Below are 25,260 nucleotides of genomic sequence, written 5' to 3' on the forward strand. Positions count from 1 at the left end.
CGAAATAGGGATGCATAGGCGACCGTTTATGCCGAGTAACGCCCGAGGTCCGGGCGCTTTTGCCACCCTCCTTTGCCAACCCTAGCAGCCTGTCGGACTTAAGGCGATTTCCGAATAAGACGCTATCAAGAATCAAGCTCCGTAGGAGCCCGCTTGCGGGCGACGTGACCTGCCGGAATCGCGTCATTGTGCCCCACCCGTCGCCCGCAAGCGGGCTCCTACGGGTTGGATTTTTCGCGGAAATCACCTTACGTTAGATTGTGGAGCAACAATAAGCCTTTATGTTGACTCATACCCTAATCCTAGGGGCTAAGTCCGACAGGCTGCTAGAGGAACTACAGCGTCGGCGCCATGCTTCCCTACACCTGGATCACGGCAGAAGCGAAGGTAGAGACCGTCATCGGGAACCTGCGGGCGCGAGACCGCGAGGAGGGGCTCGGCGATGTGACGCTGATCCCGGTCATGCTCGGCTGGAAGGATGGCTCTTGGCAATACGATCTTGCGCTTTCGATTTATGTACCGACCGGGGACTACGAAGTGGGCCGCCTGGCCAATCCTGGGCTCAACTACTGGAGCATCAACCCCATCGCCGGCGTCGCCTACAGCAACCCCAAGACCGGCTTCAACGCCGCCCTGCACGGCGGCGTCCTGTTCAACACGGAAAACCCGGACACCGATTACCGAAGCGGCACGCTGGCGCATCTGGAGGGCAGCGTCCAACAACTGTTCCCAGCCGGGAAAGGCTTTCTCAGCCTGGGCCTCGAAGGCTTCTGGGTGGAGCAGGTGACCGCAGACAGCGGACAGCGTCCGATCTTCGGCGACTTCAAGGGCCGCACGGCCGGCCTCGGGCCGGTGCTTGGCTATGTGCTCCCTTTGGGTAAGCAGAATTTCGTCACCGAACTGCGATGGCTCCGGGAGTTGGATACCAGGAACCGGCTGGAGGGGGATTACGTCTGGCTTAAGCTCGTTTATCAGTTTTGAGCCGGCGCGGGCGCCTCACACCTTCGCGGTCAAGGGGTCATCATTTTGCGGATGTCCCTGTGCTATTGATTGGGGTCGGCGCACTGCCAGCCCCTTTTTCCTTCTTCTTCTCTTCCTGTTATGCTTTTTCCGAGCAACCCGCCGCGCGCGAGCGCGCCGATGGGGCCGGGCAACGGCGATCGATCGGGTCTTCGATGCGGCGGCGCCGGCGGCTACCTATCTGAGATACGGAGCGAACGGAACGCGGATGTCCATGAACCCAAGCCCGGAGAGAAGCCCGCCGATCGGGCCTAGGCCCTGCCTCGCCGACCTGATTACCGGCCCGGCGCTGCGCGCGCCGGCCGACCTCCCCATCGGCGACGCTGTGCGCCTGTTCGCCGGTGCGTCGGCGGGGTCCAGCCCCGCGCTGGTCGTCGTCGATGGCGACCGGCCGATCGGCATCGTCACGCCGACTGACCTGCTGCCCTGGTTGGTGGCCGAACAGCCGGACCGGGCACGGCCGGTCTCGACGCTGATGCGCAGCCCGCTGATCGTGCTGAGCGCCGATGCGACGCTGGAGGCGGCGCGCGCGCTGCTGCTGCGGGCGCACATCGGCCGACTCGGCGTCACCGATGCGGACGGCAACCTGGTCGGGCTGGTCACCTGGTCGGCGCTGGCCACGGCCCTGTGCGGCGCGGCCGGAACCGCACTCCCCCCAGGCGGCGCCGCGGATCCCGCGGGTGACGCCCCCGACGACCCCGGCCTCACCCAGGTCCAACGCCCGCTGGCGCGCCTGTACGACCTGCTGGAGACCACCACGGACCTGGTCTGGGACGTCGACCCCGAGGGCCGTTTCACCTTCGTCTCCGATCGCGTGCGCGATCTTCTCGGGTACGAACCGGGGCGGCTGATCGGCCATTCGGTGTTCGACCTGATGTCGCCGGCCGAGGCGCAGCGCGTCGGCGCGCAGTTCGCGGACATCGTGGCCGCCGAGCGTCCATTTCGCGATCTGGAAAACCGCTGTCTGCATCGCGACGGCAGCGAGCGGGTGCTGTCCACCAGCGGCGTGCCGCTGCGCGCGGCGAACGGCGGGCTGATCGGCTACCGCGGCATGTGCCGCGACATCACCGAGGCCTATCGCACCGCCCAGGCGCTGCGCGACGGCGAGGGCCAGCTCCGGGCGATCTTCGATCACGCCAACGTCGGCATCATGCTGCTGACCGGCTACCGGATGCTCGAGCGCTGCAACGAGCGGTTCGCCGAGATCCTCGGCTACGACAGCCCGGACGCGATGCGCGGGCTCAGCATGCGCGCCCTGCATCTCGACGAGGACCACTTCGCCGCCTTCGGCAAGGAGTATTACCTGTCGTTGCGCTTCGGCCAGCGGCGCCACATCGAGTACCAGTTTCGCCGGGCCGACGGCAGCCCGGTTTGGTGTCTGCTCTCGGGGCGGGCGGTCGATACCGGCTCGCCGGCGGACCTCGGGCTTGGCGTCATCTGGACCCTGGACGACATCTCCGAGCGCAAGGCGCGCGAGGCCGAGTTGCTCGCGCTCAATGCCCGCCTGGCCGAGGATCAGACGCTTTTCAACGAGGGACCGGCGATGGTGTTTCGCTGGCGGCCGGAGCCGGGCTGGCCGGTCGCCGAGTGTTCGCCGAACGTCGAGCGCCTGCTCGGCGTCAGCATCGCCGACCTGACCGCCGGGCGGGTGCGCTTCGCCGATCTGTTGCACCCGGACGACCAAGCGCGCGTGACGGCCGAGGTGACGCGCCACATCGCCGCGGGTGCCGCCGAGTACGAGCAGTTCTACCGGCTGCGCGGCACCGGCGGGCAGTGGCTGCACGTCTACGACTACACCCGCGTGCTGCGCGCGGCCGACGGCACGGTGCGTGCCTACCATGGCTATCTGGTGGACCTGACCCCGCAGCGCCGTCGCGAGGAGGAGTTGCGCGCACTGATGGATGGCATCCCGGACCTGATCTTCTTCAAGGACGACCGCGGCCGCTACCTCGACTGCAACCACGCCTTCACCCGCTTCATCGGCCGCCCGCGCCCCAGCATCCTCGGGCGCACCGACGTGGACCTGGTCGCGCCGGAGCTCGCCGAGTTCTTCCGCGCCAACGATCACGCAACGCTGGCCGCCGGGGCGTCGCACCGCGCCGAGGAGTGGGTGATCTGGTCCGATGGCACGCGACACCTGCTCGACACGCTGAAGATACCTTACATGCGGCCCGGCAGTGACGTCGCCGGGGTACTCGGCATCAGCCGCGACATCACCGAGTACCATTGGCAGGCCCGCGACCTCGACCGGGCGCAAGCGCTGGCGCGGGTCGGCAGCTTCTTCATCGACCTGGTCGCCGGGTGCACCCATTGGTCCCCGCACCTGTACCGCATCCTCGGGCTTGATGCGGCCGACGCTGCCCCGAGTGATGCCGGACTGCTGACGCTGGTGCTGCCCGGGGACCAGCCGCACCTCGACGAGACCTTCCAGCGGCTGCGGCGCGGGGACATCGAATACACGGAACTCGACTACCGCATCCGTCGCCCGGATGGTGAGGTTCGCTGGCTGACCAGTCGGCGCGAGCTGACCCGCGATGAACAGGGCGCCCCGGTGCGCATCGACGGCGTGATTCAGGACATCACCGCCCAGCGCTTGGCCCAGCAGGCGCTCGCGGAGAGCGAGACCCGCTATCGGACCCTATTCGAACACATGGCTCAACCGCTGGTCGTCGTCGATGGCGACGGGCTGATCAGCGCGGTGAACCCGGCGTTCTCCGGCCTGCTCGGCTATCCGCAACCCGAGGCGCTGATCGGCGCCGCACCGGGCAGCCTGTCGCCGCGCTGCCAACCGGACGGCGAGGTCTCCGGCCCCAAGGCCGAGCGGATGGTCGCGCTGGCGCGCGCGCACGGGGTGCATCGCTTCGAGTGGGTGCACCAGCGCCGCGACGGCACCGGCGTCCCGGTCGAGGTGACGCTGAACCCGATCCTGCTCGGCGGGCGGCAGGTACTGCTCGCCAGCGTCTACGACCTGCGCGACCGCCGGCGCGCCGAGGACTGGGAGCGGCGCGCCGCCACCGTGTTCAGCGCGACCACCGAGGGCATCCTGCTCACCGACGCCGCGGGGCGCATCGTCGCCGTCAACCCGGCGTTCACCGCCATCACCGGCTATCGCGAGGACGAGGTGCAGGGGCGCCGACCCAACGTCCTGCAGTCCGGTCGCCAGGACCGCGGTTTCTACCAGGCCATGTGGCGCGAGCTCAACGAGACCGGCCGCTGGCAAGGCCAGCTCTGGAACCGCCGCAAGGACGGCGAGCTGTTCGCCGAGTGGCTCAGCATCAGCGCCATCCGCAACCCGGCCGGCGAGATGCAGAGCTACATCGGCATCTTCAGCGACATTACCGCGGCCGAGCGCACCGCCGAGGAACTCGAGCACCTGACGCACCACGACCTGCTGACCGACCTGCCCAACGCGACCCTGTTCCGCGCCCGGCTCGATCAGCTCATGCGCACCGGGCTGGCCGGCGCCCAGCAGGTGGCGGTGCTGGCGCTGAACCTCGACGGCTTCAAGCACGTGGTCAGCGCCTACGGGCACCGGCAAGCCGACGCCGTGCTGGTGCAGGTGGCGCACCTGCTGCGCGGCTATCTGCCGACCGACGCGACGCTGGCGCGCCTCGGTGCCGACACCTTCGCCGTAGGCATCGCGACCGTGCCCGGGCCCGAGGCCGTCAGCGAGCACGTCGCCCGCATCCAGGCCTTGCTGCACCGCGGGCTGCGTGTCGAGGGCGTCGGCACGCTGGCCATAGGCGCCGGCCTCGGCGTCGCGCTCTGTCCGTCGGACTCCTGCGATGCCGCGGAACTGCTGCACTTCGCCGATTCGGCGCTGGCCACCGCCAAGGCCGGCGGCCCCGGCGCCTGGGCCTTCTTCCGCCCGGAGATGACCGCGCGCGCCGGCGAGCGCCTGCGCCTGGGGCAGGCGCTGCGGGCCGCGCTCGCCAACGGCGAGTTGGTGCTCTACCTGCAACCGCAACTTGACCTGTCGAACGGCACGGTGGCCGGGGCCGAGGCCCTGATCCGCTGGCGCACCGCCGACGGCGTGCTGCACCCGCCGCAGGACTTCATGCCGGTGGTCGAGTCGAGCGACCTGGTCTGGCCGGTCGGCCTGCGCGTCATCCAGGAGGCCGCGCGCATCATCGCCGACTGGCAGGGCGCGGGGCTGACCCCGGTGCCGATCAGCGTGAACGTCTCCAGCGCGATGATCGGCGACGGCCGGCTGGCGGACGCGATCGGCGGCGCCGCCGCGGCGTTCGACATCGACCCGCGGCTGTTCGGCATCGAGGTGCTGGAGAACGTACTGATCGGCAACCCCGAGCGCGCCCGCGCCGAAATCGCCGCGGTGCGCAGCCTGGGCGTGGCCGTGGCGCTGGACGACTTCGGCACCGGCTATTCCAGCCTCGCCTACCTCAAGCGCTTCGCCGTCGACGCGCTGAAGATCGACCGCGCCTTCATCGGCGACCTGCGGCCGGAGTCCGAAGACCTGGCCATCGTGCGCTCGACGATCTCGATGGCGCATCACCTGGGGATCCAGGTCGTCGCCGAAGGGGTCGAGTCGACGGACCAGCTCGCGCGCCTGGTCAGCCTCGGTTGCGACTTCGCCCAGGGCTACCTGGTCGGGCAGCCGATGCCGCCGGAGGCCTTCGCCGACCTGCTGCGGCAAACCGACCTGCGGCTCGGCGCCGTCCCGGTGCAGGACCTGCTGGCCCGTCGCGCGCTGCTGGTCGAGGACGACCCGATCCAGCGCACCATCCTTGCCGCGTTTTTCCGCGACCTCGGCTGGCGCCTGTTCGCGGTCGCCAGCGCCGAGGAGGCGCGCGAACGGCTGGTGCACGACGACGTCCACCTGCTGATCGCCGACTACCGGCTGCCGGGCGAGAACGGCGTCGGCCTGCTACAGCACGCCCGCGAGCATTACCCGGAGGTGGTGCGGGTGCTGATCTCGGCGTCGGACGACCCGCAGGTCATCACCGCGGGCATCAACTCAGGCGGCATCTTCTACTACCTGCCGAAACCCTGTAGCCGCGCACAAATCGCGGACCTCTGCGAGGCCGGCTTCGCACTCGCGCGCCTGCTGCGCCAGGCCGGGCCGCTGGTCGCGAGCCAGGTTCAACACTGAGCGGGTCAGCGCAGGCTACCGGTGAACTCAAGTACAATAAGGGCCAGCAAACTCGCCGATTAGGGACCTGCTGCCGAGGCACCAGCACGGCGTCTCACGTAGGGCTCTGCTTGAAACCCCGTCCCGACCTGTACATCATCGAGTAGGAGATCCCCCAGATGGCGGAGCCGCTACACCCGGCCGCGATAGCGCACTTGCCCGCCTTCATCACGGCGCCGGGGGAGACCGACGTTTTATTCGTGGTCATGGCCATCTTCGTGGTGCTTGCCCTGATCGGCATGGGTGTCTTTTACTTCAAGCTGCACGCCTTACCGGAGCAGATGGCGCACCGCGGCCAGAAGGTGCAGTTCCAGATCGTCGCGGTGCTGGCGCTGCTGGCGCTCTTCACCCACAACCACGCCTTCTGGATCGCCGGGCTCTTGCTCGCCCTGATCCCGTTACCGGACTTCACGACGCCGCTGGGGTCCATCGCCCGTGCGCTCGAGCGCATCGCCGAGTCCAAGGCGCCGGCGAGTACGGCTCCAGCGCCCGCGCCCGCGCCGACACCCACCAGCCCGCCGTCGACCGAACCGCCGGTCGGCCCGCAGGGGGCTTGAACCATGTTGGAACTTCTCCTGTGCTCGTCACTGACGATCCTGCCGGACTTCCTGTTCCGCCGCTTCGTCCAGGGCAAGCGGCTCGGCCGTGAGATCACGCTCTTTTCGGTCTGGTTCGAACTGCGCTGGGGGATCACCCTTTGCCTGATCCTGACCCTGAGCCTGATCACCACGATCTTCTATTTTCACCCCTCGACCAAGGCCGCCACCTCGGTGTTTCGCACCGTCACCGTCCTGCCCGAGATCAGCGGCCGGGTCGCGGAGACCTTCGTCGACATCAACCAACGAGTCAAGGCGGGGCAGCCCTTGTTCCGGCTGGACGCCACGGCGCAGGAAGCGGCGGCCGACACCAGCCGCCGCAAGATCGCCGAGATCGAGGCCGCCATGATCGTGGCCAAGTCCCAGTTGGCGGAGGCGGACGGTCGGATCGTCCAAGCGCGCGGCGGGCTCCGGCAGGCCGTCGACGAGCTCGCGGCCAGGGCCGAGGTGCAGCGGCGCAGTCCCGGTTCGGTCGCGGCGCGCGACGTTGAGAAGATGCAAGTCAACGTCGAGACGCAGCAGGGCGCGGTCGACGCGGCCCTGGCGAGCCGCGAAGCCATCGTGTCGGAGCTGGAGTTCCAACTCCCGGCCCAGCAGGCGAGCGCCGAAGCGGCACTCCGTGAGGCCCAGGCCGACCTCAAGAAGACCTTGATCGTGGCCGGGACCGACGGGATCGTGCAACAGTTCGCGTTGCGGCCGGGCGACGTGGTCAACCCGATGCTCAGACCCGCCGGCGTGCTGGTGCCGGACCGCCGGGTGACGGCACTGTTGGCCGGTTTCGGGCAGATCGAATCGCAAGTATTGAAGGTGGGCATGATCGGTGAGGTGACCTGCATCGCGATGCCCTGGCAGATCGTTCCGATGGTCGTGACCGAGGTCCAGAACGTCATCGCCTCCGGCCAGGTGCGGCCGACCGACCAACTGGTCGATGTCCAGCAATTCGCCCGCCCCGGTACCATCACGGTCATCATGGAGCCGCTGTACGCGGGCCAGCTCGACGCCTTGCCCCAGGGCGGCAGTTGTATCGCCAACGCCTACACCAACAACCACGCGGCACTCGCCGACCCTGCAACCGGCGCCCTGCGGCGGTTCGCGCTTCACGCGATCGATACGGTCGGGCTCGTGCACGCGATGATCCTGCGCATTCAGGCGCTGCTGCTGCCGATCCAGACCCTGGTCTTGGGTGGGCATTGACGCGGGCACGACGGGCGCCGGCCGTGCGGTCGGCGCGCGTTGTGCGGGTGCCCGTTACACTCCTGTGGAATCCATTCTATGTCGCTCGAACCCGTCAAGCTCGCCGCCGGACTGCTGGCCGCCCTCCTGATCGGCGGCTGCGCCACCAGCACGCGCCAACTGATGCCGACCCCGACCCTGTACCAACTGCCGGGCGGCCAGCCGGTCTTCAACCTGCCCAGCGAGGCCCGCCGCAACCCGGACCTGGACCTGCTCTACATCACCGACCGGGCCGCGCCGACGGCCGCCGAGCTGGCGGCCCAGGGCAAGGATCAGGCCCCCTTACCCTACGGCCAGGAGCGCGCCCGGCGCATTGCCTTCGGCTCCGCCCAGGTGCGCGTGGTACCGGGGCTGGACTGGGAGACCCTGCGGGAGCAAAGTCAACTGGCCGAGCGCACGCGCGCGGTCGAGTTGGAACTGGGCCAGGTGCACCAACTGGGGGCCTTCCCGATCGAGCCCTATCGCCTGCACCGCGGCGAGAACGGGAAGCTGCTGCGGGATCGTGCCGAGCTGGCCAGCCACTACGACGCCAAGGCCAAGCTCCAGGCCGAGGTCCAGCGCCGCCTCGCCGCCGTGCCCAAGAAGGAGATCCTGCTCTATGTGCACGGCTTCAACGAGACCTTCGCCAGCGCGGCCTTTACCGCCGCGGAGCTCTGCCACTTTCTCGGCCGGGAGCAGGTGTGCGCGTTCTTCACCTGGCCGGCCTCCTCCAGCGGTGGCTTCTTGACGTCCTACACCAGTACCACCGAGTCCGCGGACTTCGCGGTGGAGCACCTCAAGAAGACCATCCGTATGCTCGGGACGACCACCGGCGTGGAAGGGGTGCAGATCCTGGCCCACAGCCGCGGCACCGCGTTGACCCTCAAGGCGGTGCGGGAGCTGGGACTGGAGGCCATCGCCGCCGGTCAGGAGCCGGTCGCCCTCTACAAGATCGATAATCTGGTGCTGCTCTCGCCGGACATCGACCTCGACATCGCCACTCAGCAGCTCACCGGCTTTCTCTCCGACCCCGACCTGGTCACGGTGTGGCCTGAGGGGAAGCTGCCGCGCGTCCTCAAGGGCCGACTGACCGTCTACACGGCGCCCGACGACCGGGCGCTGCGGGTCTCACAACTCCTGTTCCGCAGCCGCAACCGGGTCGGCCAACTGCGGCCCGAGGACATTCCCGAGAAGGGCCAGCGCTATATGGCGGCGCTGGGACGCATGGACTTGATCTCCTATCTGGGCAAACGTACCGATTTCTTCGGGCACTCCTACTTCACCACCAACCCGCAGGTCAGCTCAGATCTGGTCCAACTGGTGCGCTACGGCAAGCAGTTGGGCGAACCTGGGCGACAGCTCATCAAGACGGGGCTGATCACCTGGACGTTCCCATCCGCATCGGAGTCTTCAAAACCATGAGAATCCATCGTGCATTCGCACTGATGCTCGTGCTCGCGCCCCCGCTCGCCGGCGCCGAGACCTCGCTCGACAGCCTGAAAGAAGGCGCGGCGAAGGCCGCGCAGGCGGTCGGCGATACGACCAAGGGCGCGGTGGAAAGCGCCGGGGAGGCGGCGGGAAAGGCCGGCAGCGCGGTCAAGGACACCGTCGATTCGACCAAGCAGAGCCTGAGCGACGAGGCCACGCCCGCGGCGACCCGGGCCAAGCTCGATGCGATGGCCAAGGCGACGCTGCGGCGGCTCTTCGCCGAGGAACCCGGCAGCCGCGCCTTGTTCGATCGCAGCGCCGGCTATGCGGTGTTCGACAAACGGGAGGCAAGCTACTACGTCGTCGCGGGCTACGGGCGTGGCGTTGCCGTCAATCGCCGCACCGGCGCACGGGTTTACATGAAGATGGCGACCACCGGCGCGGGTTTGAGCTTTGGACTCGGCGGCTTCGCATCCCAGCTGGTGATCCTCTTCGAGGACGGCGCCACCCTCGATCGATTCCTGGCGGAGGGCCTGGATGCAACGGCCGGAGTGGGGGCGATGGCTGGCGCGGAGAAGGAGCAGCTCAGGCTGGGGTTCGACGAAGGCAAGGCGCTGTTTGTGCTGACCGGCAAGGGTTGGAAGGTCGGGGCGAAGCTGACCGGCTCCCGCTACTGGCCGGACGCAGCGCTCAACGGCCGCTGAGCGCACCATGTGCGTCTGAGCATGGGAAACGCGGCTGCCGACTGGTGTCTCGGCTGCTCGCGGCTCCGATCGCTGCGCTACCGAGCGACAGGGTCGGAACGGTGGGCTCGGCTGACCAAACGGCAAGGAGTACATGCGGTGGGCATTAACGCTTCACAGGGCGGTCTTCCCGTCCTCGACTGGATCCGCGATTACCGCGGCGAATGGCTGCGACTCGATCTCGTCGCCGGGTTGACCACTGCGGCGGTGGTCGTCCCCAAAGCCATGGCCTATGCCACAGTGGCCGGGCTGCCGGTCGAGGTGGGGCTCTACACCGCCTTTGTTCCCATGGTGGTCTACGCCATCCTGGGGACCGCGCGGCCATTGAGCGTCAGCACCACCACCACGCTCGCGATCCTGACCGGGACTCAGCTCGCTCTGGTGGTGCCCAACGGCCATCCGGCGGACCTGCTGGCGGCCGCCGCGACCCTCGCCGTCCTGGTCGGTATCATGCTGATCCTGGCCGCGGTGCTGCGCCTGGGGGTGGTGGCCAGCTTCATCTCGGAGCCGGTGCTGACCGGGTTCAAGGCGGGCATCGGGTTGGTCATCGTCCTTGACCAGGTACCGAAGCTGTTGGGCATCCATTTCGACAAGGGCGGATTCCTTGAGAACCTGCTCGCGCTCATCCACCACCTCCCCGAGACCTCGCTCGCGACGCTGGCGGTGGGGGCCGCCATGCTGCTCATCCTGGTGGGGACCGAGCGGTTCGCCCCGCGCGCCCCGGCGCCGCTCGTCGCCATCGCGCTCGGCATCGCTGTCTCGGGCCTGTTCGCGCTGCACAGCTATGGCGTCGAAACGGTGGGCCACATCCCCCAGGGACTGCCCGCCTTCACGGCGCCGCGCCTCGCCCTGGTCGAGCAGTTGTGGCCCGGCGCGCTGGGCATCGCGCTCATGAGCTTTACGGAGTCCATCGCCGCGGCGCGGGCCTTTGCGGGCCGCGGCGAGCCGCGCCCCGCGCCGAATCGCGAGCTCCTGGCCACGGGCCTCGGCAATGTGCTCGGTGGTCTGTTCAGCGCCATGCCCGCGGGCGGTGGGACCTCGCAGACCGCCGTGAATCGGCGGGCCGGTGCCCGCACCCAGGCGGCTGGCCTGGTGACGGCCGGCGCCGCGTTGGCGACCCTGCTCCTGCTCGCGCCGGTGATCGGGCTGATGCCCCAGGCGACCCTGGCGGCCGTGGTGATCGTCTACTCGATCGGCCTGATCGAGCCGGCGGAATTCCGTGCCATCCTGCGCATCCGCAGCATGGAATTTTTCTGGGCGCTGGTCGCCTGCGCCGGCGTTGTCCTGCTCGGAACGCTCAAGGGGATTCTGGTGGCGATCGTCGTCTCCTTGGTCGCCCTGGCCTATCAAGGCGCCCACCCCCGGCTCTATGTCCTCGGTCGCAAGCCCGGCACCGACGTCTTCCGCCCACGGTCGGATGCGCACCCGGAAGACGAGACCTTTCCCGGACTGCTGATCGTGCGACCCGAGGGACGCCTCTTCTTTGCCAACGCCCAACGCATCGGCGAGCAGCTGTTGCCGCTGATCGACGCCGACCGGCCGAACGTCGTGGTGATGGACTTCGGCGCCGTGCCCGACATCGAGTACTCGGCGCTCAAGATGCTGATCGAAGGCGAGGCACGGCTGCGCGAACGCGGCGCCCAGCTCTGGCTGGTGGCGCTCAACCCGGGGGTCCTGCGGATGGTGCAACGCTCGACGCTGGGCGAGACTCTTGGTCGCGAGCGGCTCCTCTTCAACCTGCAGAGCGCCGTCGAGCGCTACCTGTCACAGCCCGCCGCCTGGGGTTAGTTGCGCTTATCGGGGGCCACCTCACGAAACGGTCGGGTAGTTACCCGGCCCCCGAAGAAGCCGCAGCTCCAACGCGGACCTTACAGATCATGATTCTACCCAAGGATCAGCGACCGGCGAGACCACTCCTCGCCTCAGCCCGCCGGGAATAACCCCGCGATGGTGGCCTGGATGGCCGCGGCGGCGGCATGCGGATCAGCGGCATCGCGGATCGGCCGACCGACGACGATATAATCGGCGCCATTGCGGAACGCCTGCTCCACATTGACGACACGCTTCTGATCGTCGGCGTGCACCGTGTTGTCGACCGGGCGGATACTCGGCGAGACGATCAAAAACTGGTCGCCGAGATCGTCACGCAGGCGGGCCGCCTCCAGGCCCGAGGAGATCACCCCATCGCAACCCAGCTTCAGTGCCTTGCGGGCACGCGACAGCACCAGCTCTTCGACATCGCACTGAAAGCCCAAGGACTCCAGGTCGGAGCGGTCCAGACTGGTCAAAACGGTCACGGCCAGAATCTTCAGGTCGCTCTTTTCACGGGCGGCGGCCTCCAACATGGTGTCGTTACCGTGCACGGTGGCGAAGTCGACGCCGCGGTCTTTGAGTTGCCGGACCGCGCGGGCGACGGTTTCCGGGACATCGAAGAACTTGAGGTCGCAGAACACCCGCTTCCCCTGGACGCGCAGCCATTCGATCAGCTCGAAATAGCCGCCGGCCATGAAGAGTTCCAGACCGATCTTGTAGAACACGACAGTGGGGCCGAGCAGGTTGACCAGTGCCTCGGCCGCCGCGCGATCGGGAACGTCGAGCGCGAGGATCAGGCGTTCGTTACGGGGAATGGCTTTTTGCGACAGGCGGCTGTTCATAAGCGACGACCTTGATAGACGGCGAAAACGACTGAGTTGAGCGCGACGCGCGGCGCATGAGCGCAAGCACTCAGGTCAAACACGGCACCCACAAAAAAGGCCGCAAAAAGCGGCCTTTCTTGTTTCACTAAATTGGCGTCCCCACGGAGATTCGAACTCCGGTCGCCGCCGTGAAAGGGCGGTGTCCTAGGCCTCTAGACGATGGGGACCTAACTGTTTTTCTGCGGTTGCCGGACTACTTCCATCAAGCAGATCACCGACACCGACAATAAAAAATCCGGTTTCCAGTAAAGATCCGTGGAAGACCGGATTTCCGATGTTTGGTGGAGCCAGACGGGATCGAACCGTCGACCTCAACACTGCCAGTGTTGCGCTCTCCCAGCTGAGCTATGGCCCCGTCAATCGAGACGAGTAATATTAGCGGGTGATTCCAGGTTTGTCCAGTCCACTTGTTCGCGAGCGTGCGGTCCAGATGGCAAGAACGACGATCAAGGCCGTCGGCCGATTGAGCCGCCAGCATCGCGACACGATCCTGCGCAGCCTGGATCTGACGTTGGGGCGCTGATCGATCGACAACGAGCCGATATACTGGAAACAAGCCAACGATTTGCTCATCCCCTGCGACCGCCCTATCCTGGCCGCGAACAACTTCGCCTTGGTCCGCGACCTGATCGACCGCGCACTCTCCGCGGACCAATCACTTCCGCCACGACGACCCATGCCGCCTGCCAGTACCCTCACCATGCAAACGCTTGTCCCATTCGCCATCATCGTGCTCAGTCTGCTGCCCTTGGCTCTTCTGGCTGGCGCGGTTTGGGTCTGGCGGCTGGTGCAGCGCCGTCGCAAGCGCCGCTCGCCGCTCACCACCGACCTGTTGCGCCCACCCGGTTACGGGCTGTCCGAGCGGATCGATGACTTGCGCCTCGACCTGGACAGCTATGCCGTCGCCGCCTTGATCGCCCCACTGGTGTTCTTGGCGACCTACCTATTGCAGGAACGGTTTGGGCACCACTTCAATTCGGCGACGACCGGGGTGATGGTCGGCAGCGCATTAATTTTGTCCTTTGCCTTCATCACCCAGCGGGTGATCCGCCTACTCGGGCTCATCCGCAGCCACCGCGAAGGCCGCGACGGCGAATGGGCCACCGCCCAACTGCTGGAGCCCGTCATCGCCGGCGGCGGTCGCGTCCTGCACGACATCCAAGCACCCGGTTTTAACATCGACCATGTCGTCATCGCCCCCGGCGGGGTCTTTGCCGTCGAGACCAAGCACCGTTTGAAGCCTACCACCGGCGACGGCAAGGCCGATGCCAAGGTCAGCTTCGACGGCAAGGCCTTGCGCTTTCCGGACTGGACCGATACCAGCACCGCCGACCAGGCAACCGCCCAGGCGCGCTGGTTGTCCGAGCGCCTGACCCGCGCCACCGGTCTGTCGGTGAAGGCGCGCCCGATCATCGCCCTGCCGGGTTGGTATGTGACCTTGACCGAGCGTTCCGAGGTGCTCGCCATCAACCCCAAGGCATGTAGCTTCATGCTGAAGCCCTTCCCCGGCGAGCCGCCCCTCGCCCCCGACACCATCCGGCGCATCGCCTACCAGGTCGAGCAACTCTGCCGTTTGCCGGACCCGAATCGGACTGCCGGTAAGCAGTAGCGCGGAAGCGCGGAAGCGCGACGAGGATACTGCCGTCATCTGAAAGCGCGCGGGTCGTGGTCGTAGGGGGGCACCAACGATTTCGGTCGCAGCGCGCTCCCACCAAGCGAGCATCCGGTGCCATACTGACAACCTTCACTATCCAAACCTCTCCAGCCGATGCGCCACCCCATCGACCCCACGGTAGACTGTGTCTTCAAGGCCCTGTTCGGCGCCGAGGCCAACCGCGACCTGCTGATCCATTTCCTCAACGCGGTGCTTGCTGCCGACCTGTCGGCACCGATCACCGCGGTGGAACTGCTGAACCCCTACAACGAGCGGGAGTTCCTGGACGACAAGCTGTCGGTGGTGGACGTGAAGGCCCGCGACGACGCCGGACGGCTATACCAGATCGAGATCCAGTTGCTGGTGCTGCCGGACCTACCGGCGCGGATCCTCTATGGCTGGGCCGATCTCTACAGCGCGCAGTTGCAGAGCGGCGAGGACTACGGCGATCTGCGGCCGTGCTGGTCGATCTGGCTCTTGGGCGAGACCCTGCGCGCGGCGGTGGACGGCTACGCGCACCGATTACGGATGCAGGACGACCAGGGCCGGGCGCTGCTCGACCACGGCGGCATCTGGTTGCTGGAACTTGGCAAGTTCGCTGCCGTCCACCGTGGGAGCGACGCCATTGATAGCGAACTGACGCGCTGGCTCAAGTTCTTCACCGAGGGCGAGCGGCTCGACCCCGCCGCCCTGCCCGACTGGATGCAGACCCCCGAGATGCGACACGCCATGAGCACGTTGACGGCCTTTTCCGACAAAGAGCGCGAATACCATGCCTACCAGGCGCGGATGAACTATCTGCGCCAGCAGCGCAGCATCCAGCGGCGGATCGAGGAACTCGAAGCGGGGGAGCAAGCCGCAGCGATCACGCTTGCCGAGGCCCGTGCCGTCGCCGAACGTGAGCGCTTGGACAAAGAAGCCGCGTTGGTAGCCGAGGAGCAGGCTCGCGCCGCCGCCGAGCGTGAGCGCGTGGACAAGGAAGCCGCGTTGGTAGCCGAGGAGCAGGCTCGTGCCGTCGCCGAACGTGAGCGCTTGGACAAGGAAGCGGCCTTGGCCGAAGTAGAGCGGCTGCGCCGGTTGTTGGAATCTCGACAGGAATCCTAATGCGACGCCCGCATCCACGACGCCGGACGGCTGTACCAGATCGAGATCCAGTTGTCAGTAATGGTAGCGACAGGAAACGAGGGTCAGATGGTCGTCATCGACCGCGTAGACGAGTCGGTTGCCGTCATCGATCCGGCGCGACCAGAAGCCGCTGAGATTCTCGCCGCCGCCCGGGGGTTGACCGCCGTGCCCCCGGATGCTATCGACGACGAAATCCCAGCCGGAGCGAGCGCGGATGAGCAATCGACAACCGAACCCTGAACACGGCCCCTTCCGCGCCGATCAACTGCGCGACGGCGACCGTTATGAACTCACGAACGGCCACCCGATCTATTGCGCCCCGTCCGGGCGCGACCACGCGGGTCCGAACGCGACCGGTGCCGCCCTGCTCGACAGCGACCCGGACGTGCAGTGGACCGGGGTCGATGCCGGCTATTCCCCGGACCCCGGGACGCTGCGCGCACCCGATGTCTCGGTCGCCGGCCACACGGGGGTGCCGGGCGGGGACGGCGGCTGGATCCCCGAGGCCCCGCCGCTCGCCCTGGAATACGCCGCCCGCGGACAGGACGAGGCGGACCTGCGGACTAAGATCGCCGACCTGCTCGCCCATGGCACCCGCTTGGTGTGGGTGGTGCGCCTGATCGGCCCGCGCCGGGTCGAGGTCCATGCCCCGGGGCAGCCGATGCAGACTCTCGGCGGCGGCGAACTGCTCCTGGCCCCGGGCATCCTGCGCAATCCGGTCCCGGTGGCCGCCCTGTTCGACCGCGCCGCCGCCCAGGATACGATCCTGCGCAACCTCTTGCAGCGCCGCGGCTATGCGGATCTGGATGCCATCCATGCGGCAGGGCGGGAGGAAGGACGGAAGGAGGGACTGGAAGAAGGACGGGAGGAAGGAAGAGACGAAGGCCTGGCCGACGCGATTCTGACCCTGCTCAGCGCCCGCGGCCTGGCGGTCGACGACGGCACCCGCGAGCGCCTGCGCAGCACCCGCGATCCCGAGCGCCTGCGTGCCTGGCTGCTTGCCGCGGCCCAGGCCGATACGCTGGCCGGGCTGTTCGCTTGATCAGGACACCCGCCGTCAACAGCGGCAACTCGGCCGCAGCGCGAGTGATATCGGACGTGATCACCGGACGTAGGTGCGGGTTTCAAACCCGCCCCTACACGAAGGTCTGTCTGGATATCAGGTGCGAACGCTATACCATCGGACCCTCCGGTCAACGCTGAAGAGCCCTTCAGAACATCATGGCCTCGAATTTGGATCTGCTGGTTCGCCTGACGCTGATTCGGCCGTCCCCACCCCGCGCCGGCGCCGGAACTCGGCGATGAAAGGCTCCAGGGTGCCGGCCGCGATGGCCTCGCGCAGGCCCCGCATCAGGGTCTGATAGTAGAACAGGTTATGGATGGTGTTGAGGCGGGCGCCCAGAATCTCGCGGCATTTGTCGAGATGGTGTAGATAAGCACGGCTGTAGTTGCGGCAGGTGGCACAGCCGCAGAGCGGGTCCAGGGGGCCGTCATCGGTGCGGTGGACCGCGTTGCGGATGCGGATCGTCCCCTGATGGGTGAAGAGCCAGCCGTTCCTGGCGTGACGCGTGGGCATCACACAGTCGAACATGTCTATGCCGCGGCAGACGGCAGCGACGATGTCTTCGGGGGTGCCGACGCCCATCAGATAGCGTGGCCGATCGGCCGGCAGCCGGTCCGCCAGGAACTCCAGGACGCGCAGGCGGTCCGGTTCGGGCTCGCCCACCGCGAGGCCGCCGACCGCATAACCGTCGAAGCCGATACGCGTCAGTCCGGCCAGCGACGCCTCGCGCAGTGACTCATGCATACCGCCCTGAACGATGCCGAACAGGGCCGACGGGTTGTCGCCATGCGCCTGCCGTGAGCGCGCCGCCCAGCGCAGTGAGAGTTCCATGGACGCCCGGGCGGTTTCCAGATCCGCCGGATACGGCGTGCACTCGTCGAAAATCATCACGATATCGGAGCCGAGCGCGCGCTGCACCGCCATCGACTCTTCCGGCCCCAGAAAGACCGGGCTGCCGTCCACCGGCGATTGGAAGCGCACCCCGGCTTCCGTGATCTTGCGCAGTTCGCCCAGGCTGAAGACCTGGAATCCGCCCGAGTCGGTGAGGATCGGGCCTTCCCAGTGCATGAAGCGGTGCAGATCGCCGCAGCGGCGGATCACCTCCACCCCGGGGCGCAGCATCAGGTGAAAGGTGTTCCCCAGCACGATCTCGGCGCCGAGGTCGGTCAGTTCCTCCGGGGTCATGGCCTTGACCGTGCCGTAGGTGCCGACCGGCATGAAAGCCGGGGTCTCCACCGTGCCGCGGGCGAAGCGCAGGCGTCCGCGGCGGGCCAGTCCCTCGGTGGCTAGCAGATCAAACTCCATCGGGGTCTCCGGACGGCTCGGCAGGGGTTGCAGCCGGCGGCCGGCCGTCGAGCCAGTCGGCGAGCTGATGCAGGTCGGTGATGGTCAGGGTCGGCGGCTCCAGGTCGGTCGGCCAGCTTCGACCGGAGCGGTTCACCCAGATCGCCTCGATCCCCAGCCGCCGCGCGCCCTCCACGTCCAGGTAGGGCTCGTCACCCAGGTGCAGACACTCGTCCGGCGCGCATCCAGCCAACGCCAGTGCCAGGCTGAAGACCGTCGGGTCCGGCTTGGCCGCACCCGCACGCGCGGCGGTGACATGGTGATGAAAAACGCCGGACAGCGGTGTCAGCTCCGGGTCGGCATTGCCGTTGGTGATGGAGACCAGCAGGTAGTCGGCCGCCAGGCGGCGCAGCACCGGCTCCGCATCGGCGAAAGGCGCGATGCGGTTGCGCTGCGCCATGAAGACCGCCAGCGCCTCCGCGGCCAGGCGGTCGGCCAGCTCCGCCGGGTAGTCCAGCTCGGTCAGCAGGGTCGCGATGGACAGTCGGCGGATCAGCCCCAGATCGTGGGCGAGCTCCGGCCGCTCGGCCATGAGCCGGCCGCGATGCTCCCGCAGGCTGAGCCGATCATGGCGGTCGGTCAGGCGCGGGGCGCGCGCGCCGAGCCAGTCCAGCACCGCCTCCTCGGCGGCGCGGATCACCGGCTCGCACGGCCAGACGGTGTCGTCCAGGTCGAAGGTAATGAGACGAAAGCGGGGATGTGGCATCAGATCAGGGCAGCGCGGTTCGGTTAGACATTGTGCCTGCAAGCGCGCACCGGTACCAACTCCGCGCGCCGCCGGCAGTTCCCGCTCGCCCGCCGCAGAGAGATTGTGTAATCTTATGGGATTGGAGTTGAGATCATGCTGTATCCGGTTTATGTGCATCCGGGTGACGCGGACCACGCCCACGGTGTCACGATCCCTGATTTCCCTGGTTGCTTTTCAGCGGCCGATCGTTGGGAGGATCTGCCCGCGAAGGTCCAGGAGGCGGTGGAGGTCTACTGCGAGGGCGAAGACCTGAACATCCCCGAGCCAACGCCCTGGGAGACCATCGCGAGTCGACCGGACTATCAGGACGGTGTCTGGCTGCTCGCCGACATCGACCTCACGCGGCTGCGCGCGCGCTCGGTCCGGCTGACTGTCTCGCTACCGGAGGGTTTGGTGCGGCGCATCGACGCCTACGCAAAAGCGCAGCACATGAGCCGCTCCGGATTCCTCGCCAAAGCCGCCGCCGAGGCACTGGAGCGGGCTTGAGTGGTGCCGCCCACCAGCCTGTCGGCAGGGGTTGCGCTGATTCCGGACGGTTGAATTCGCCAAGTCCGGCCGGCAACTGACGGTCACCGCAAGCGCAAGAGGACATGATGATGGCAAGCGAAACCGCAACCCTGGGCGGCGGGTGTTTCTGGTGCCTGGAGGCGGCCTTCCAGGACGTACGGGGCGTCACGTCGGTCATCTCCGGCTATGCCGGCGGCAGCGTGCCCAACCCGAACTACCGGCAGGTCTGCGCCGGCACCACCGGGCACGCCGAGGTGGTCCAGATCACCTTCGACAACGCCCTGATCGACTATCGGACCATCCTGGAGGTCTTCTTCACCATCCATGACCCGACCACCCTGAACGCCCAGGGGGCCGACGTGGGTACCCAGTACCGCTCGGTGATCTATTATCACGCGGATGCCCAGCGGGAGACCGCCGTGGAGCTGATCGCCAAACTGACGCAAGAGCAGGCGTTTCCGCGCCCCATCGTCACCGAGGTCGCCCCGCTCCCCAGCGTCTACCCGGCCGAGGATTACCATCAGAACTACTATCGGCAAAACCCCTCCCAAGGGTATTGCCAGGCCGTCATCTCGCCCAAGCTGACGAAGTTGCGGCAGAAGCATCGGGAATTGCTGGTCGCATAGGCCAGCGCGTCGTGTTGAAATAGGGTCCGTCGGATCGACTGAGGCGACCGACGACACCGTAATTCATCGCGATGATTTCGTCCCGAGGATGATCCGTTGCTGCAACGATTGCACGTTCGCGTCTCGGTTTGCGTGGGGCGCTCGATTGGCCGTGAGGTCGAGTGCCCCTGGTCGCGCGATCGGCCCGATGACCTGAAACCACCCGCACCATGAGCTGGCCTGCGGCTTCGACCGGTCCGCGCAAACGGCGACCGTGGCGGGCGCGTCCGGCCGCGGTTGCCGGCTTCCTGGCAACACTGGCCGCGGGAGCGGCGCAACCCCAGCAACTCATCGCCAACCTGGATGTCTCCCCGCAAGCGTTGACCAAGAACGAGGCGCGACTCTATTTCGCAATGCACCTCGTCCGCTGGCCGGACAAGCGGCCCGTGAGGGTCTTCGTGCTGCCGGACAAACATGACCTCCATATCGCCTTTTGCCAGCATGTACTCGAGTTCTTCCCCTATCAACTGCGCACCGGTTGGGATCGGCAGGTCTTTACCGGAACCGGTCAAGCGCCGACCGTGGTGGCCAACGAGTCGGAACTGATCCAACGCGTCGCGACGACTCCCGGCGCGATCGGCTATGCGTCGTCGGCCCCAGCGAACCCCAACATTCGCAGCCTGGAAGTCCGCTGACAATGGGGATGCGACAACACCTCGGCCGCACCCTGCTGACGCTCTGGACAAGTCTGGCTGCCGCGGAGTCGGCGTTGACCGCCGACCTCCGGGAGAGCCTCCAGATCCATGGCTTTGCCGCTCAGGCGGCGATCAAGACCAGCAACAACCGCTGGTTTGGACCCAGTGACGGGACCTCCTTCGACTTTACGGAGATCGGCCTCAACGCGTCGTTCCGACCCTTGCCCCGGCTGCTCTTGGCTGGTCAGATCCTGTCAAGGCGCGCCGGCGCCATGGCTGACGGCACCCCGGCTGTCGATTTCGCCCTGGCTGATGTGGAATTGTGGGCTTCGCCCGAACACCGTGCGGGCCTGCGGCTGGGGCGCCTGAAGAACCCGCTCGGGCTCTACAACGAAACCCGGGATATCCCCTTCACACATCCAGGCATCTTCTTGCCCCAAGTCGTGTATTTCGATCGGGTACGCAACCTGGTGCTCGCCACCGACGGCGCTGGTCTCTACGGCGCGATCACAACCCCGGTGGGCAATCTGGCACTGAACCTCCTGCACGGTCAGGCCGTCGTCGACGAAAACGTCGAGTGGACTTATCTGAACACGGGTTTTCCAGGTGACTTGCAGCCGGACGGCAATTCCTGGCTCGCCAGTCTGTGGTTCCGCTCACCCGCCGAGCGGCTCAAACTGGGCTTGAGCGGCGCCATCCTGGATCTGCGTTTCCATCCCGACCACAGCGCTCCCTACAGCCCCGGCGCCGGCACCGTCAGCATCCACTACTGGATCGCGTCGGCCCAATACAGCGCGCAGACCTGGACCCTGACGGCCGAATACGCCGGCGAACCCTTGCAATGGCGGGATTTCGGCGCTTTCCCGCCTGACCGCAGCATCCGGACCGAGGGCTACTATGTCCAAGGCACCTGGCGCCCTTACCCGCCGGTTGAACTCATGCTGCGCTATCAGGAAGGCTTTGCCGACCGCCGCGACCGGGACGGGCGCGACGCCGAGGCCTCGACCAACGGGCTGATTCCGCATTACACGTTATTCTCCAGAATTGCAGGAGTCGGCATCCGCTGGGATATCACGCCTCATTGGATGGTCCGCGCCGACTACGAACGCCACCAGGGGACCTTCATCCTCTCGACGCGGGAGAATCGGGATCCGGGCCGGTTGGCGGAACACTGGGATATGTTGGGCTTGCAACTGGTGTTTCGCTTCTGAACGAGAAGCATGAAATCCGATACTTTGCCAAAGGGCTTTCCCGTGGATCCTGAAGACTGGGAAAAGCTGATCGCTGAGGCGCCGGGGGAGGATCGCCCGCCGACCCAAGCGGAGACGGCCGCCCGGCGCAATGCCGTTGTCGTCTGCGAGGGCGGGATTCCCGCGATCCGGGCGGCACTGGCCGCGCGTCGCAGCGGTTCGCAGCGGGCACCCACCAAGGTTCCAACAACGATCCGCTTTGATGCCGATGTGTTGACCGCCCTCAAGCTGACCGGGAAGGGCTGGCAAACGCGCGTCAATGACGCGATGCGGGAATGGATCAAAGACCATTCGCCGGACGGCACCGGAACGCATCGCTGACCACTCGCCGCCCCTATCCCTTCGCGTTGCGCGCATCATGGCGGAACTCACCGATTCGACCGACACTCATGCTGCGCTATCAGGAGGGCTGTGCCGACCGCCGCGACCGGGACGGGCGCGACAGCGCGGCCTCGACCGGCCGGCTGATTCCGCACTACACGGTGTTTTCCGGATGTCACAGATGCTCAAAGATGAAGAAAAACATCTGTTTCCCTCTGTGGATGACCTTTCTGCCGCTTACCAGGCGTTGCCTTCCCGACTGTGCATGTCTGAAGTAGGGGCTGTAGGGTAGGGGGCTTGATCATCAGTCCGGTCGACGGCCGAGCCTCCCGCACTGGAGGTCGAGGCTTTAGCCGGACGAGGGCCGCCCAGACGCGAGATCGACCGGCTAAAGCCTTTTCCGGAGAATTTCGTACCACGCGGACTCAACCGCCGGTGACCGGGGCGACGTGACCGGAGGACGACCCTTTAGCGGGCGCCGCCGCCGCGTTCGACGCGACGGTCGGTTGTGTGGGTGCTCTTTCATTCGGGCGTGATGCGGTATGCTGGGCGAATGCGTGATCACACCCCCTGGCATCGACTCTTCGGCATTGCCTTGACCGACCTGTTCACCGGCCGGCCGTGGCGCGTGGAGCTGGAGAAAGAGCTGGCGCTCAAGAGCCAGCGGCTGGATGTGCTGATCATCGAACGACTGCCCGGCGCGGCGGCGGTCACGGATGCGGCGGCGCTGGCGGAACTCCCCGACGGGTTGGAGAACCTCACCGCCCACAATGTGCTCAGCTATAAATCCAAACAAGAAGCACTCGACGGCTGGGCGATGGAAGAACTGATCGGCCACTACGTCACTTACCGCAAACTCGCCTCCATTCAGGCGGCCGCGGTGCCCGCGACCGCGCGCCCCGCCGACCCGGTGGAACCGCCGGCCGCCGTCGAGCGGCTGCTGCCGGAGGCGGCTTTTCGCCTCTACGCGGTCGCCCTCCCCGCCGACCCGGTGGAACCGCCGGCCGCCGTCGAGCGGCTGCTGCCGGAGGCGGCTTTTCGCCTCTACGCGGTCGCCACCCGCCATCCCGCCAAGCTGTTCACCCAACTCGCGCCGGGTGCCCAGCACCCCACGCCCTGGCCCGGCGTGTACGATCTCGACTGGGGCAGTCGCCGCATCCGCCTGATCGTCCTGAACGCCTTGGCCGAGGACCCACGCAACGCCCCGTGGGAACTGTTCGCCAGCGAGGTGGATCGAATCCGCTATGGGTTGGCGCACTATCGGCCACGCAGCCCGACGGCACACCTGCTGCGTTTTCATCTGGCGAACGTCCATCGACTGGAGCTGCCCACCATGGCTTATACGCTCGACGACTTCAAACTTGACACGTATCGGATGCTCATCGACGATTTCCACGAGCTTAGCCCGGAAGATCGCCAAGCGCTGCTGGAACGGATGGATGTTGCGGACCGTTTGCGTGGACTGGACACTGAGGAGCGTTTGCGTGGGCTCGACACTGAGGAGCGTTTACGCGGGTTGGACCCTGCGGAGCGTTTACGTGGGTTGGACCCTGAGGAGCGTTTACGCGGGTTGGACCCCGAACAGGTCAAAGCCTGGCTTAAGCGTTCGGGGCATTAGGGGATTTCCGAGGAAATCTATACCCCATCCAGTTGTTGTACTACCCGCCGTACCATAGGAAGATGAACACCGATGGTCACAGATGCTCTGGCAGGGGCGGCCAGCCCGGGGTGTGCCAGAGACAGACCTCACTGAGCAGGCGCAGCGTCTTGGTCTCGCCACGATACCAGTCAACCGTAGTCAGGGTGCCCTGCGTGCGCGCCTCCTCACACGCGCGTGGTCAGTTTGGCCAGGGCTTGACCCTTCTTCGGCTTGGGGCCGCGGCGCCCCGGCGGGTGCGGGCGGCGCGAACAAGCGCGCATCCAGGCGCAGGCGTGAGATCAAGGCCGCCTGCGCGCTGAGGCATTCCCAGCCCAGGCGCACGCAGGAATAGCTGCCGTCGCCGACCAGGACCTAGCCGCGACGCGTGAGCCCGCGCGCCACCAACCGGACCATGACGACGGTCCAGTCGATCAGGGTCCGATGGGCCTTCCCCGCGGCAACGTTGGTTCGTCGCCACGGCGCCAGCAAGGTCAGGAACGGCAGTGCCCAGGGGCGCTGGCTCCAGGGCACGGGGACGATCAACGCCATGCAGATCCAGTGCAGGCCCAGACAGGTCACCACGCGACTTTTGCTCGAGCGGACCGCATCGCGGTACATCCCCTTGGCGGCAATGCGCGCGCCCTTGCGCCGCTCCAGGGTCTCGTCGACCACCACCAGGATCGGCCAGCCGGGCGGCAGCAGCGCCATCAATAAGCGCTCGCCGGGAATTGCTGGTATGGCCTTGACCAAAGCCGACATGGCAGCACACCTGTTCGACGAGTTGGGGCTCAACCAACGGGAGGCCAAAGACCTTATTGAGGAATTCTTCGAGGAAATCCGCACGGCGCTGGAACGTGGTGAGGAAGTCAAGCTGTCCGGATTCGGGAATTTCGAGCTACGCGACAAAAAGGAGCGCCCAGGGTGCAATCCGAAGACCGGCGAAGCGATCCCGCTCACCGCCCGCCGCGTCGTGACGTTCACGGCCGGGTCAGAAGCTCAAGGCCCGGGTCGAAGCCTACGCTAACCCGCGCAGTCGAGCATCGACGCCGCAGCGTCCGGCGAACGGCTCGCCACGGCCTGACCGCGGCCAGGTCCCCCGGCCGGTGCGGTGCGCGCGGTGGCGGGTGTCAAGCCACCGGGGCGACACAACTGGATAGGAATAAACTGCGCTTACAATGTCAATGGCCGATAATCTGACCAGAGAGCAGTCGAACGAGGCTCTGGGCGGCCCGGATAGTTGTTCGCCGACAAACGCGAGAACCGGGGCCGACAGTTCCCCCGCGCCTGACTATTACCCATATCTCCCCTCCCCGACACCGCGCTGGGCCGCCATCGCCAGCACGAAGTCGGCAGCGCGCTGGAGTCCAATCCAGAGGGTTTGCGGGCCGGGAAAGCCGTCGGACTTCCGGCCGAGGAAGCCGCCCAGACCGGCGACCATCCGCACCATCTCATCCAGCGTGGGCGG

20 protein-coding genes, 2 tRNA genes and 3 pseudogenes are annotated in these 25,260 nt (G+C 66.8%); 17 read left to right on the top strand and 8 right to left on the bottom strand.

From position 1 onward, the window contains the following. Positions 1 to 345 precede the first annotated feature (345 nt). The 7 genes and pseudogenes from A39O_RS35690 to A39O_RS0128915 all read left to right on the top strand — a co-directional run. Positions 346 to 981, top strand: a pseudogene (locus tag A39O_RS35690) (SphA family protein); the annotation flags it as partial. Between the two features lie 253 nt (positions 982 to 1,234). After that, entirely contained in the window at positions 1,235 to 6,130 is a 4,896-nt protein-coding gene (locus A39O_RS0128890) for a PAS domain S-box protein (RefSeq protein ID WP_157640506.1), read from the top strand. Positions 6,131 to 6,288: 158 nt separating this feature from the next. Further along, positions 6,289 to 6,726, top strand: a complete 438-nt coding sequence (locus A39O_RS35695) for a hypothetical protein (RefSeq protein WP_020508135.1) — start codon at positions 6,289 to 6,291, stop codon at positions 6,724 to 6,726. Positions 6,727 to 6,729: 3 nt separating this feature from the next. Next, positions 6,730 to 7,959 carry an HlyD family secretion protein gene (locus tag A39O_RS0128900; RefSeq protein WP_020508136.1) on the top strand — a complete coding sequence of 410 codons (1,230 nt, stop codon included), beginning with the start codon at positions 6,730 to 6,732 and terminating at the stop codon, positions 7,957 to 7,959. Positions 7,960 to 8,037: 78 nt separating this feature from the next. Then, on the top strand, positions 8,038 to 9,399 hold the full coding sequence (locus A39O_RS0128905) for an alpha/beta hydrolase (RefSeq protein WP_020508137.1): 1,362 nt from the start codon (positions 8,038 to 8,040) through the stop codon (positions 9,397 to 9,399). Continuing rightward, positions 9,396 to 10,109, top strand: coding sequence for a lipid-binding SYLF domain-containing protein (locus A39O_RS0128910; RefSeq protein WP_026199825.1), 714 nt, complete (start codon positions 9,396 to 9,398; stop codon positions 10,107 to 10,109). Before A39O_RS0128905 ends, A39O_RS0128910 begins: the two co-directional genes overlap by 4 nt. A gap of 138 nt (positions 10,110 to 10,247) precedes the next feature. Beyond that, positions 10,248 to 11,936 (top strand): SulP family inorganic anion transporter, encoded by a 1,689-nt coding sequence (locus A39O_RS0128915; RefSeq protein WP_020508139.1) that lies wholly within the window; start codon positions 10,248 to 10,250, stop codon positions 11,934 to 11,936. Positions 11,937 to 12,070: 134 nt separating this feature from the next. Here the strand turns inward: A39O_RS0128915 and pyrF are convergent, their stop codons facing one another. The 3 genes from pyrF to A39O_RS0128930 all read right to left on the bottom strand — a co-directional run bounded on the left by pyrF (position 12,071) and on the right by A39O_RS0128930 (position 13,199). Continuing rightward, positions 12,071 to 12,802 carry an orotidine-5'-phosphate decarboxylase gene (pyrF, locus tag A39O_RS0128920; protein WP_020508140.1) on the bottom strand — a complete coding sequence of 244 codons (732 nt, stop codon included), beginning with the start codon at positions 12,800 to 12,802 and terminating at the stop codon, positions 12,071 to 12,073. A gap of 133 nt (positions 12,803 to 12,935) precedes the next feature. Next, positions 12,936 to 13,011 (bottom strand) — tRNA-Glu (locus A39O_RS0128925). Positions 13,012 to 13,123: 112 nt separating this feature from the next. After that, positions 13,124 to 13,199, bottom strand: a tRNA-Ala gene (locus tag A39O_RS0128930). 345 nt (positions 13,200 to 13,544) lie between these two features. Between A39O_RS0128930 and A39O_RS37270 the strand changes: the two genes are divergently transcribed. Together A39O_RS37270 and A39O_RS0128940 are read left to right on the top strand one after the other, a co-directional pair. Continuing rightward, entirely contained in the window at positions 13,545 to 14,453 is a 909-nt protein-coding gene (locus A39O_RS37270) for a nuclease-related domain-containing protein (protein ID WP_169338508.1), read from the top strand. 159 nt (positions 14,454 to 14,612) lie between these two features. Beyond that, complete coding sequence (locus tag A39O_RS0128940) at positions 14,613 to 15,602, top strand: Rpn family recombination-promoting nuclease/putative transposase (protein WP_020508142.1); 990 nt, start codon at positions 14,613 to 14,615, stop codon at positions 15,600 to 15,602. Positions 15,603 to 15,656: 54 nt separating this feature from the next. Here the strand turns inward: A39O_RS0128940 and A39O_RS43020 are convergent. Then, positions 15,657 to 15,785 (bottom strand): annotated as a pseudogene (locus A39O_RS43020) (type II toxin-antitoxin system YoeB family toxin); the annotation flags it as partial. 52 nt (positions 15,786 to 15,837) lie between these two features. Here A39O_RS43020 and A39O_RS0128950 point away from each other — a divergent pair. Further along, positions 15,838 to 16,665: a Uma2 family endonuclease gene (locus A39O_RS0128950; protein ID WP_020508144.1), complete on the top strand. Its 828-nt coding sequence runs from the start codon at positions 15,838 to 15,840 to the stop codon at positions 16,663 to 16,665. A gap of 177 nt (positions 16,666 to 16,842) precedes the next feature. On the opposite strand, the gene tgt is transcribed toward A39O_RS0128950, so the two are convergent. Together tgt and A39O_RS0128960 are read right to left on the bottom strand one after the other, a co-directional pair. Continuing rightward, the gene (gene tgt / locus A39O_RS0128955) at positions 16,843 to 17,991 is read right to left on the bottom strand and encodes a tRNA guanosine(34) transglycosylase Tgt (protein ID WP_020508145.1); all 1,149 of its coding nucleotides are present in this window, start codon (positions 17,989 to 17,991) and stop codon (positions 16,843 to 16,845) included. Further along, complete coding sequence (locus tag A39O_RS0128960; RefSeq protein WP_020508146.1) at positions 17,981 to 18,736, bottom strand: HAD family hydrolase; 756 nt, start codon at positions 18,734 to 18,736, stop codon at positions 17,981 to 17,983. The genes tgt and A39O_RS0128960 overlap by 11 nt, the downstream gene beginning before the upstream one ends. A gap of 135 nt (positions 18,737 to 18,871) precedes the next feature. Between A39O_RS0128960 and A39O_RS0128965 the strand changes: the two genes are divergently transcribed. The 6 genes from A39O_RS0128965 to A39O_RS39620 all read left to right on the top strand — a co-directional run bounded on the left by A39O_RS0128965 (position 18,872) and on the right by A39O_RS39620 (position 23,774). Continuing rightward, on the top strand, positions 18,872 to 19,264 hold the full coding sequence (locus tag A39O_RS0128965; RefSeq protein WP_020508147.1) for a type II toxin-antitoxin system HicB family antitoxin: 393 nt from the start codon (positions 18,872 to 18,874) through the stop codon (positions 19,262 to 19,264). 110 nt (positions 19,265 to 19,374) lie between these two features. Continuing rightward, complete coding sequence (gene msrA, locus A39O_RS0128970) at positions 19,375 to 19,911, top strand: peptide-methionine (S)-S-oxide reductase MsrA (RefSeq protein ID WP_026199826.1); 537 nt, start codon at positions 19,375 to 19,377, stop codon at positions 19,909 to 19,911. A 209-nt stretch (positions 19,912 to 20,120) separates the two neighbouring features. After that, positions 20,121 to 20,585, top strand: coding sequence for a type 2 periplasmic-binding domain-containing protein (locus A39O_RS0128975; RefSeq protein WP_020508149.1), 465 nt, complete (start codon positions 20,121 to 20,123; stop codon positions 20,583 to 20,585). Between the two features lie 8 nt (positions 20,586 to 20,593). Then, on the top strand, positions 20,594 to 21,796 hold the full coding sequence (locus tag A39O_RS0128980; RefSeq protein WP_020508150.1) for a hypothetical protein: 1,203 nt from the start codon (positions 20,594 to 20,596) through the stop codon (positions 21,794 to 21,796). A gap of 42 nt (positions 21,797 to 21,838) precedes the next feature. Then, positions 21,839 to 22,156, top strand: coding sequence for a BrnA antitoxin family protein (locus tag A39O_RS39615; protein WP_211211754.1), 318 nt, complete (start codon positions 21,839 to 21,841; stop codon positions 22,154 to 22,156). Between the two features lie 553 nt (positions 22,157 to 22,709). Beyond that, complete coding sequence (locus tag A39O_RS39620; RefSeq protein WP_020508152.1) at positions 22,710 to 23,774, top strand: hypothetical protein; 1,065 nt, start codon at positions 22,710 to 22,712, stop codon at positions 23,772 to 23,774. Between the two features lie 393 nt (positions 23,775 to 24,167). On the opposite strand, the gene A39O_RS35705 is transcribed toward A39O_RS39620, so the two are convergent. Then, entirely contained in the window at positions 24,168 to 24,554 is a 387-nt protein-coding gene (locus A39O_RS35705; protein ID WP_157640505.1) for a transposase, read from the bottom strand. On the opposite strand from A39O_RS35705, the pseudogene ihfA reads away from it, so the two are divergent. After that, a pseudogene (gene ihfA / locus A39O_RS35710) lies at positions 24,532 to 24,817 on the top strand (integration host factor subunit alpha); the annotation flags it as partial. The gene A39O_RS35705 and the pseudogene ihfA sit on opposite strands and share 23 nt — an antisense overlap. 269 nt (positions 24,818 to 25,086) lie before the next feature. Here ihfA and A39O_RS35715 read toward each other — a convergent pair. Next, on the bottom strand, positions 25,087 to 25,260 hold a 174-nt coding region (locus tag A39O_RS35715), incomplete at its 5' end, for an IS4 family transposase (protein WP_020508154.1).

The sequence above is a fragment of the Lamprocystis purpurea DSM 4197 genome, from assembly GCF_000379525.1.
GTDB lineage: Bacteria > Pseudomonadota > Gammaproteobacteria > Chromatiales > Chromatiaceae > Thiodictyon > Thiodictyon purpureum.

Excerpts from the sequence above, each read along its gene's own strand:
- A39O_RS0128940 (WP_020508142.1), top strand. The coding sequence starts at position 14,613 with ATGCGCCACCCCATCGACCCCACGGTAGACTGTGTCTTCAAGGCCCTG.
- A39O_RS0128905 (WP_020508137.1), top strand. The coding sequence starts at position 8,038 with ATGTCGCTCGAACCCGTCAAGCTCGCCGCCGGACTGCTGGCCGCCCTC.
- tgt (WP_020508145.1), bottom strand. The coding sequence starts at position 17,991 with ATGGAGTTTGATCTGCTAGCCACCGAGGGACTGGCCCGCCGCGGACGC.
- pyrF (WP_020508140.1), bottom strand. The coding sequence starts at position 12,802 with ATGAACAGCCGCCTGTCGCAAAAAGCCATTCCCCGTAACGAACGCCTG.
- A39O_RS35705 (WP_157640505.1), bottom strand. The coding sequence starts at position 24,554 with ATGTCGGCTTTGGTCAAGGCCATACCAGCAATTCCCGGCGAGCGCTTA.
- msrA (WP_026199826.1), top strand. The coding sequence starts at position 19,375 with ATGGCAAGCGAAACCGCAACCCTGGGCGGCGGGTGTTTCTGGTGCCTG.
- A39O_RS35695 (WP_020508135.1), top strand. The coding sequence starts at position 6,289 with ATGGCGGAGCCGCTACACCCGGCCGCGATAGCGCACTTGCCCGCCTTC.
- A39O_RS0128950 (WP_020508144.1), top strand. The coding sequence starts at position 15,838 with ATGAGCAATCGACAACCGAACCCTGAACACGGCCCCTTCCGCGCCGAT.
- A39O_RS37270 (WP_169338508.1), top strand. The coding sequence starts at position 13,545 with ATGCAAACGCTTGTCCCATTCGCCATCATCGTGCTCAGTCTGCTGCCC.
- A39O_RS0128980 (WP_020508150.1), top strand. The coding sequence starts at position 20,594 with ATGCGACAACACCTCGGCCGCACCCTGCTGACGCTCTGGACAAGTCTG.
- A39O_RS0128960 (WP_020508146.1), bottom strand. The coding sequence starts at position 18,736 with ATGCCACATCCCCGCTTTCGTCTCATTACCTTCGACCTGGACGACACC.
- A39O_RS0128965 (WP_020508147.1), top strand. The coding sequence starts at position 18,872 with ATGCTGTATCCGGTTTATGTGCATCCGGGTGACGCGGACCACGCCCAC.
- A39O_RS0128910 (WP_026199825.1), top strand. The coding sequence starts at position 9,396 with ATGAGAATCCATCGTGCATTCGCACTGATGCTCGTGCTCGCGCCCCCG.
- A39O_RS0128900 (WP_020508136.1), top strand. The coding sequence starts at position 6,730 with ATGTTGGAACTTCTCCTGTGCTCGTCACTGACGATCCTGCCGGACTTC.
- A39O_RS0128975 (WP_020508149.1), top strand. The coding sequence starts at position 20,121 with ATGAGCTGGCCTGCGGCTTCGACCGGTCCGCGCAAACGGCGACCGTGG.
- A39O_RS39620 (WP_020508152.1), top strand. The coding sequence starts at position 22,710 with ATGCGTGATCACACCCCCTGGCATCGACTCTTCGGCATTGCCTTGACC.
- A39O_RS0128890 (WP_157640506.1), top strand. The coding sequence starts at position 1,235 with ATGAACCCAAGCCCGGAGAGAAGCCCGCCGATCGGGCCTAGGCCCTGC.